At 73.2% G+C, this 6,165-nt stretch carries 5 protein-coding genes; 3 read left to right on the forward strand and 2 right to left on the reverse strand.

The annotated features are described in order from the left end of the window. Positions 1-11 precede the first annotated feature (11 nt). Complete coding sequence (locus tag ABZV31_RS01995) at positions 12-1,202, forward strand: serine hydrolase (RefSeq protein WP_355886774.1); 1,191 nt, start codon at positions 12-14, stop codon at positions 1,200-1,202. 255 nt (positions 1,203-1,457) lie between these two features. Here ABZV31_RS01995 and ABZV31_RS02000 read toward each other — a convergent pair whose 3' ends face one another. Beyond that, on the reverse strand, positions 1,458-2,216 hold the full coding sequence (locus ABZV31_RS02000; RefSeq protein WP_355886776.1) for an SDR family oxidoreductase: 759 nt from the start codon (positions 2,214-2,216) through the stop codon (positions 1,458-1,460). A gap of 126 nt (positions 2,217-2,342) precedes the next feature. Further along, on the reverse strand, positions 2,343-3,383 hold the full coding sequence (locus ABZV31_RS02005; RefSeq protein ID WP_355886779.1) for a Gfo/Idh/MocA family oxidoreductase: 1,041 nt from the start codon (positions 3,381-3,383) through the stop codon (positions 2,343-2,345). 88 nt (positions 3,384-3,471) lie between these two features. Here ABZV31_RS02005 and ABZV31_RS02010 point away from each other — a divergent pair, with 88 nt between their 5' ends. Together ABZV31_RS02010 and ABZV31_RS02015 are read left to right on the forward strand one after the other, a co-directional pair. After that, entirely contained in the window at positions 3,472-4,854 is a 1,383-nt protein-coding gene (locus ABZV31_RS02010; protein WP_355886782.1) for a multidrug effflux MFS transporter, read from the forward strand. Continuing rightward, complete coding sequence (locus tag ABZV31_RS02015; RefSeq protein ID WP_355886784.1) at positions 4,785-5,981, forward strand: serine hydrolase domain-containing protein; 1,197 nt, start codon at positions 4,785-4,787, stop codon at positions 5,979-5,981. Before ABZV31_RS02010 ends, ABZV31_RS02015 begins: the two co-directional genes overlap by 70 nt. Positions 5,982-6,165 lie beyond the last annotated feature (184 nt).

The following is a 6,165-nucleotide window of genomic DNA, read 5'->3' on the forward strand; positions in this document are numbered from 1 at the left end:
CGGTCCCGACCGTGCGTGATTCGTCTCGGTCTTCCCGTGGGGCCGCCCGGCTGCCCCGGCGTTCCCTGCTCGCCCTCACCGTGGCCGCCCCGCTGTCCGCCGCGGCCGCCCCGGCCTCGGCTGCGACCGCCTCGATCGGCGGTGAGCGGCTGGCCCGCGACGGGGTCCAGGTGCGCGGCGCCACCGGCCTGCCCAAGAAGCTCACCGCCCGCTCCTGGCTCGTCGCCGACTGCGAGACGGGGGAGGTGCTCGCCGCCTACCGCGCGCACCAGCGCCTCGCGCCCGCCTCCACGCTGAAGATGCTGTTCGCGGACACGGTGCTGAAGAAGTTCGACCGCACCGAGCGGCACACGGTCACCGACGCCGACCTGGCCGGGGTCCCGGCGGGCTCCAGTCTCGTCGGCATCAGGCCGGGGATCACCTACACCGTCGAGCAGTTGTGGCAGGGCGTGTTCCTGCGCTCGGGCAACGACGCGGTGCACGTGCTCGCCCACATGAACGGCGGCATCGAGAAGACGGTGGCCGAGATGCAGGCGAAGGCCGAGGACCTGCAGGCCCTGGACACGCACGTGGTCAGCCCCGACGGCTTCGACCACAGGGGCCAGCTGTCCTCGGCGTACGACCTGACGCTGTTCGCCCGGCACGGGCTGAAGGACGCCGACTTCCGTTCCTACTGCGCCACGAGGACCGCCGACTTCCCGGCGGGCGGGAGGAAGACCTTGCAGATCCAGAACACCGATCGCCTGCTGACCGGCGCCTGGGGTGTGCGGACGTACGAGGGCCTGATCGGGGTGAAGAACGGCTACACCACCAACGCCGGCAACACCTTCACCGGCGCCGCCACCCGCGGCGGCCGCACGCTGCTCGTCACGGTGATGCACCCGGGCAGCGGCGGCAACGCCGTCTACGAGGAGACCGCCGCGCTGCTCGACTGGGGTTTCGCGCACGGCAGTTCGGCGCAGGCGGTGGGCACACTGGTCGAGCCGTTGAGCGAGGGCGGGGCGAGCGCGAGCCCCACGCCCGCGCGGAGGACCGCCCGGGCCGCCGCCGGGGCGCCGGGAGCGGCGGCGGCCGGCCCGTCGACCTGGCGGCTGCTGGAAGGGGCGGCGGGGACGGCCGCGCTGCTCGCGGGCGGGGTGTTCGCGCTGCGCCGGCGCAGGGCGGCGGCCGGAGCCGACTCCGGGGGCCGCCACCGGCGTTGAGCGCCCGGCCGACGTGTGCGGCAGCCGTTCCACGCACCGGTGCGCACCCCGCGGTTTCGCGCGAGGTCCCCCCAACTGGTGGTGTGGAACGGCTGCCGCCTCCCCCCTGGGTGTGGTCTGCGGAAGCTCACTGCTCCAAGTGTGAAGCTCTGGTGGAAGAGATGATGAGCATAAGCCCGCTACCGGCCCATATGGCGCGGAGGGTTTCATTCCGCTTGTGTAGGTTGCATCGTTGACGCCTGTGCGGGGCCGCGCTCAGCCCCGCCCCACGTAGGGCATCGTCGTCGCCAGCACCGTCGCGAACTGCACGTTCGCCTCCAGCGGCAGCTCCGCCATGTGCCGCACCGTGCGGGCCACATCGGCGACGTCCATCACGGGCTCGGGTGCGACCTCCCCGTTGGCCTGCAGGGCACCCGTCTGCATACGGGCCGTCATGTCGGTGGCCGCGTTGCCGATGTCGATCTGCCCGACCGCGATGCGGTACGGCCGCCCGTCCAGCGACAGGGACTTGGTCAGGCCCGTCAATGCGTGCTTGGTGGCCGTGTAGGGCGCCGAATGCGGCCGGGGCGTGTGCGCAGAGATCGAGCCGTTGTTGATGATCCGGCCGCCCTGCGGGTCCTGCTCCTTCATCTGCCGGTACGCCGCCTGTGCGCACAGGAACGCCCCGTTGAGGTTGGTGTCCACGACGTGCCGCCACGCCTCGTAGGGCAGGTCCTCCACGGGTACCCCGCCGGGCCCGAACGTCCCCGCGTTGTTGAAGAGCAGGTCGACCCGCCCGAAGCGGTCGCGCACGGCGGTGAACAGGGCCGTCACGTCCTCCGGTCGCGAGACGTCGGTGCGTACGGCGAGGGAGGCGGCCTCCGGCACGAGCGCCGCCGTCTCCCCGAGCGTCTCGGTGTGCCGCCCCGCCAGCGCCACGGACCAGCCCGCGCGCAGCAGCTCCACGGCGACGGCCCGCCCGATGCCGGAGCCCGCGCCCGTCACCACGGCGATCTTCGATTGCCTGTCAGTCATGGCACCGGAGCGTACGAGGGCGGTCCGTCATGCGGAATCAGCTGTCCGCCATACGGATGCTCTTCGGGTGAGGGCGCTTCATCGGAGGACGGTGCTCAGAGGACGGTGCTCATCGGAGGACGGTGCTCAGACGAGGGCCGGCTCCGTCGCCTCTCCGGGGTCCGGCTCCGTCGCCTCTCCCGGATAGCGCACCCCGATCCGCTCCCGTATCGCGTCCAGCGTCCGCATCACGGCGAGGGTGCCGTCCAGCGGCACGAGCGGGGACTCGGTCTCGCTGGCGCGCAGGGCGCGCATGACCTCCAGCGCCTCGTGCCTGAGGCTGGTGCGCGGTCCGTCGGCCGGGTCGGCGGCGAACTCCTCGGGATCGCGGCCGTCGCGGTGCAGGACGAAGCGGTCCGGGTGGAAGAAGCCGTACGGCACGTCGATACGGCCCTGGGAGCCGGTGACCGAGGCGGAGGTCGCCGTGCCGCCGGTGATGGAGCAGTGCACCGAGGCCAGGGCGCCGCCGTCCCAGGAGAGCAGGGCCCCGGTCTGGAGGTCGACGCCCTCCGCGGAGAGCACCGCCCTGGCCATGACGTCCGATGGCTCGCCGAGCAGCAGCTGCGCGAACGACACCGGGTACACGCCGAGGTCGAGCAGCGCCCCGCCGCCCAGGTGCGGGTCCCGCAGCCGGTGCGAGGGCGGGAAGGGACCGGCGAGCCCGAAGTCGGCCTGCACGGTGCGCACTTCGCCGATCGCCCCGTCGTCGACCAGCGCCTTGAGCCGCCGTACCAGCGGATTGCAGTACATCCACATGGCCTCCATCAGGAAGCGCCCGCGCTCCCGGGCCAGCGTGACCAGCTCCCCGGCCTCCCGCGCGTTCAGCGTGAACGGCTTCTCACACAGCACGTCCCGCCCGGCCTCCAGGCACAGACCGGCGGCCGCCCGGTGTGCCGAGTGCGGGGTGGCGACGTACACGACATCGATGTCCGCGTCCTGCGCGAGCGCCTCCCAGGAGCCGTAGGCGCGCGGGATCCCGAACCGCTCCGCGAACGCCTGCGCCGACTCCTCGGTCCGCGAGGCCACCGCCACGACCTCCGCGTCCGGCAGGTCCACGAGGTCCGCCGTGAAAGCGGCCGCGATCCCACCGGTCGCCAGGATCCCCCAGCGCACCCTCTGCTCCGTCATCCCGGACCCCACCCTCGCTCATGCGACGCTCGGCAGCGTGTACGAGCTGAGAGCATAGGTGGCGGATCAGTCGGAGAGGGAGGGACACATGCCCGAGGGTGGGGCGTCGACACCGCACGCGTCGCAGGCGGCCGTACCGGAGACGGGATCCGCCGATCCACCGGCCCGGGCAGTCCGCCGCACGGGCCTCCTGGTCACCCTGATCCTCGGCGGCCTGACCGCCACACCCCCACTGGCGATGGACATGTACCTCCCCTCGCTCCCGGAGGTGACCCGCTCGCTGCACGCGCCCGCCGCGACCGTCCAGCTCACGCTCACCGCCTGCCTGGCCGGCATGGCGCTCGGACAGCTGGTCGTGGGGCCGATGAGCGACCGGTGGGGCCGCAGGCGCCCGCTGCTCGTCGGGCTGGCCGTCTACCTTCTCGCCACCGCGCTGTGCGCCCTCGCGCCCACCGTCGAGCTGCTCGTCGCCTTCCGGCTGGCGCAGGGCCTGGCGGGTGCGGCCGGGATCGTGATCGCGCGGGCCGTCGTCCGGGACCTGTACGACGGCGTGGCCATGGCCCGCTTCTTCTCGACGCTGATGCTGATCTCCGGGGTCGCCCCGATCGTGGCGCCGCTGATCGGCGGCCAGATCCTGCGCGTGACGGACTGGCGGGGCGTTTTCGTGGTCCTCACGGGCGTCGGCGTCCTGCTCGCCGTACTCGTCCGGACGAGGCTCCCCGAGACCCTCCCGCCCGCCACGGGGGTCCCCCCTGCTCGAGCGGAGTCGAGAGCTTCGAGGAGGCACGGCGGCGGAGTCGGCGAGGCGCTGCGCTCGATGCGCCGACTGCTCGCCGACCGCACCTTCTCCGGCTACATGCTCACGGGCGGCTTCGCCTTCGCCGCGCTGTTCGCCTACATATCGGCCTCGCCGTTCGTCATCCAGGAGATCTACGGCGCCTCCCCGCAGACGTTCAGCCTGCTGTTCGGGCTCAACTCGGTCGGGCTGGTCGTCGTCGGCCAGATCAACGGCAAGGTGCTGGTCGGCCGGGTCCGTCTGGACCGGGTGCTGGCCGTCGGCCTGACGGTGGTCATCCTGGCCGCGACCGCCCTGCTGCTGATGTCCACCGGCGTCCTCGGTGACGTGGGACTCGCCCCCGTGGCCGCCGCGCTGCTCGTCCTGATGTCCGCGATGGGCATCACCCTGCCCAACACCCAGGCCCTCGCCCTGATGCGCACCCGGCACGCCGCCGGCTCCGCGTCCGCCCTGCTCGGCACGTCCTCCTTCCTCATCGGCGCGATCGCCTCCCCGCTCGTCGGGATCGCCGGGGAGCACACCGCCGTCCCCATGGCCCTCGTCCAACTGGCCGCGGCACTGGTGGCACTGGCCTGCTTCATGGGAATGTGCCGTCCCTGGAACGGATGCGCGGGCGCGGAGGGTGGGGGTACCCCCTGTTCGAGCGCAGCCGAGAGCTTGGGGGAGGAGAGCTGAGCGCACCGAGACTGCGCAGCGACACACCGGAGAAGGCCGGACTCGACCCCGGGGAACTCCGCCACCTCGTCCGCGAGGTCCACGACCTCACCACCGGGCAGCGCCCGTGGGCGGCGGGCGCCGTCGTCGCCGCCGGGCGCGGCCCGGTGATCGCCGTGGCCGAGGCGGCGGGCTGGGCCGTGCGGTACGCGGCCTACGACCCGAAGACGGATCGCGGCGCCGAACTGCCGCCCCGGGCGCGGGTGCCGATGACCGTCGACACGCCCTTCGACCTCGCCTCCCTCACCAAGCTGTTCACGGCGGTCGCCGCGGTGCAGCAGATCGAGCGGGGCACGCTCGGCATCGACGCGCGCGTGGGCGCGTACCTGCCGGAGTTCCGCGCGGCCGCCGAGCACGGCATCACCGTACGGCAGTTGCTCACCCACACCTCCGGGCTGCGCCCGGAACTCCCGCTGTACGACTGCCCCGACGACGCGACGCGGCTGGCGATGCTGCGCGCGGAGCCGCCGGTGGGGGTCCCCGGCACGTACACCTACTCGGACCTGAACCTGCTCCTGCTGCAACACGTCCTGGAACGCATCACCGGCCGCCGCCTCGACGCCCTCGTCCACGACGGCATCACCCGCCCGCTGGGCATGACGTCCACCCGCTTCGGCCCTTGCCCGGGCGCGGCGGCGACGGAGGACCAGCGGCGGCCGTGGGCCAAGGCGGACCGGGGCATGCTGCGCGGCGAGGTCCACGACGAGAACGCCTGGGCGCTGGGCGGCGTGGCCGGTCACGCGGGCCTGTTCTCGACCGCGCGGGACCTGGCGGTCTTCTGCCGCACCCTGCTGGCGGGCGGCTCCTACGGCCCCGCCCGCATCCTCGGCCCCGACTTCGTGGAGCTCCTGCTGACCCCGCCCGGGCTCGGCTTCGCCGTGGACCAGCCGTGGTTCATGGGGGAGCTGGCGGGCCGGGGCGCCGCCGGCCACACGGGCTTCACGGGCACGTCCCTGGTCCTGGACCCGGCGACGGACACCTACCTGGTCCTGCTCGCCAACACGGTCCACCCCCGCCGCCGCCCCCCGGACAACCGCCCGAGGGCGAGAGCGGCGACCCGGCTGGCGAGGGCGGTGCGGGGGAGCTGACTTCCCGGCCGGTCTGGTGGTTCGGGGGGTTGTGGGGTCTGGCTGGTCTGGTGGTTCGGGGGGTTGTGGGGTCTGGCTGGTCTGGTGGTTCGGGGGGTTGTGGGGTCTGGCTGGTCTGGTGGTTCGGGGGGTTGTGGGGTCTGGCTGGTCTGGTGGTTCGGGGGGTTGAGGGACCCGGCCGGTC

The sequence above is a fragment of the Streptomyces sp. NPDC005202 genome, from assembly GCF_040608235.1.
In the GTDB taxonomy this organism is placed as follows: Bacteria; Actinomycetota; Actinomycetes; order Streptomycetales; family Streptomycetaceae; genus Streptomyces.

Bases quoted from the DNA above. Each gene is read 5' to 3' on its own strand.
- ABZV31_RS02000 (WP_355886776.1), bottom strand. From the start codon at position 2,216: ATGACTGACAGGCAATCGAAGATCGCCGTGGTGACGGGCGCGGGCTCC.
- ABZV31_RS02010 (WP_355886782.1), top strand. From the start codon at position 3,472: ATGCCCGAGGGTGGGGCGTCGACACCGCACGCGTCGCAGGCGGCCGTA.
- ABZV31_RS02005 (WP_355886779.1), bottom strand. From the start codon at position 3,383: ATGACGGAGCAGAGGGTGCGCTGGGGGATCCTGGCGACCGGTGGGATC.
- ABZV31_RS02015 (WP_355886784.1), top strand. From the start codon at position 4,785: ATGCGCGGGCGCGGAGGGTGGGGGTACCCCCTGTTCGAGCGCAGCCGA.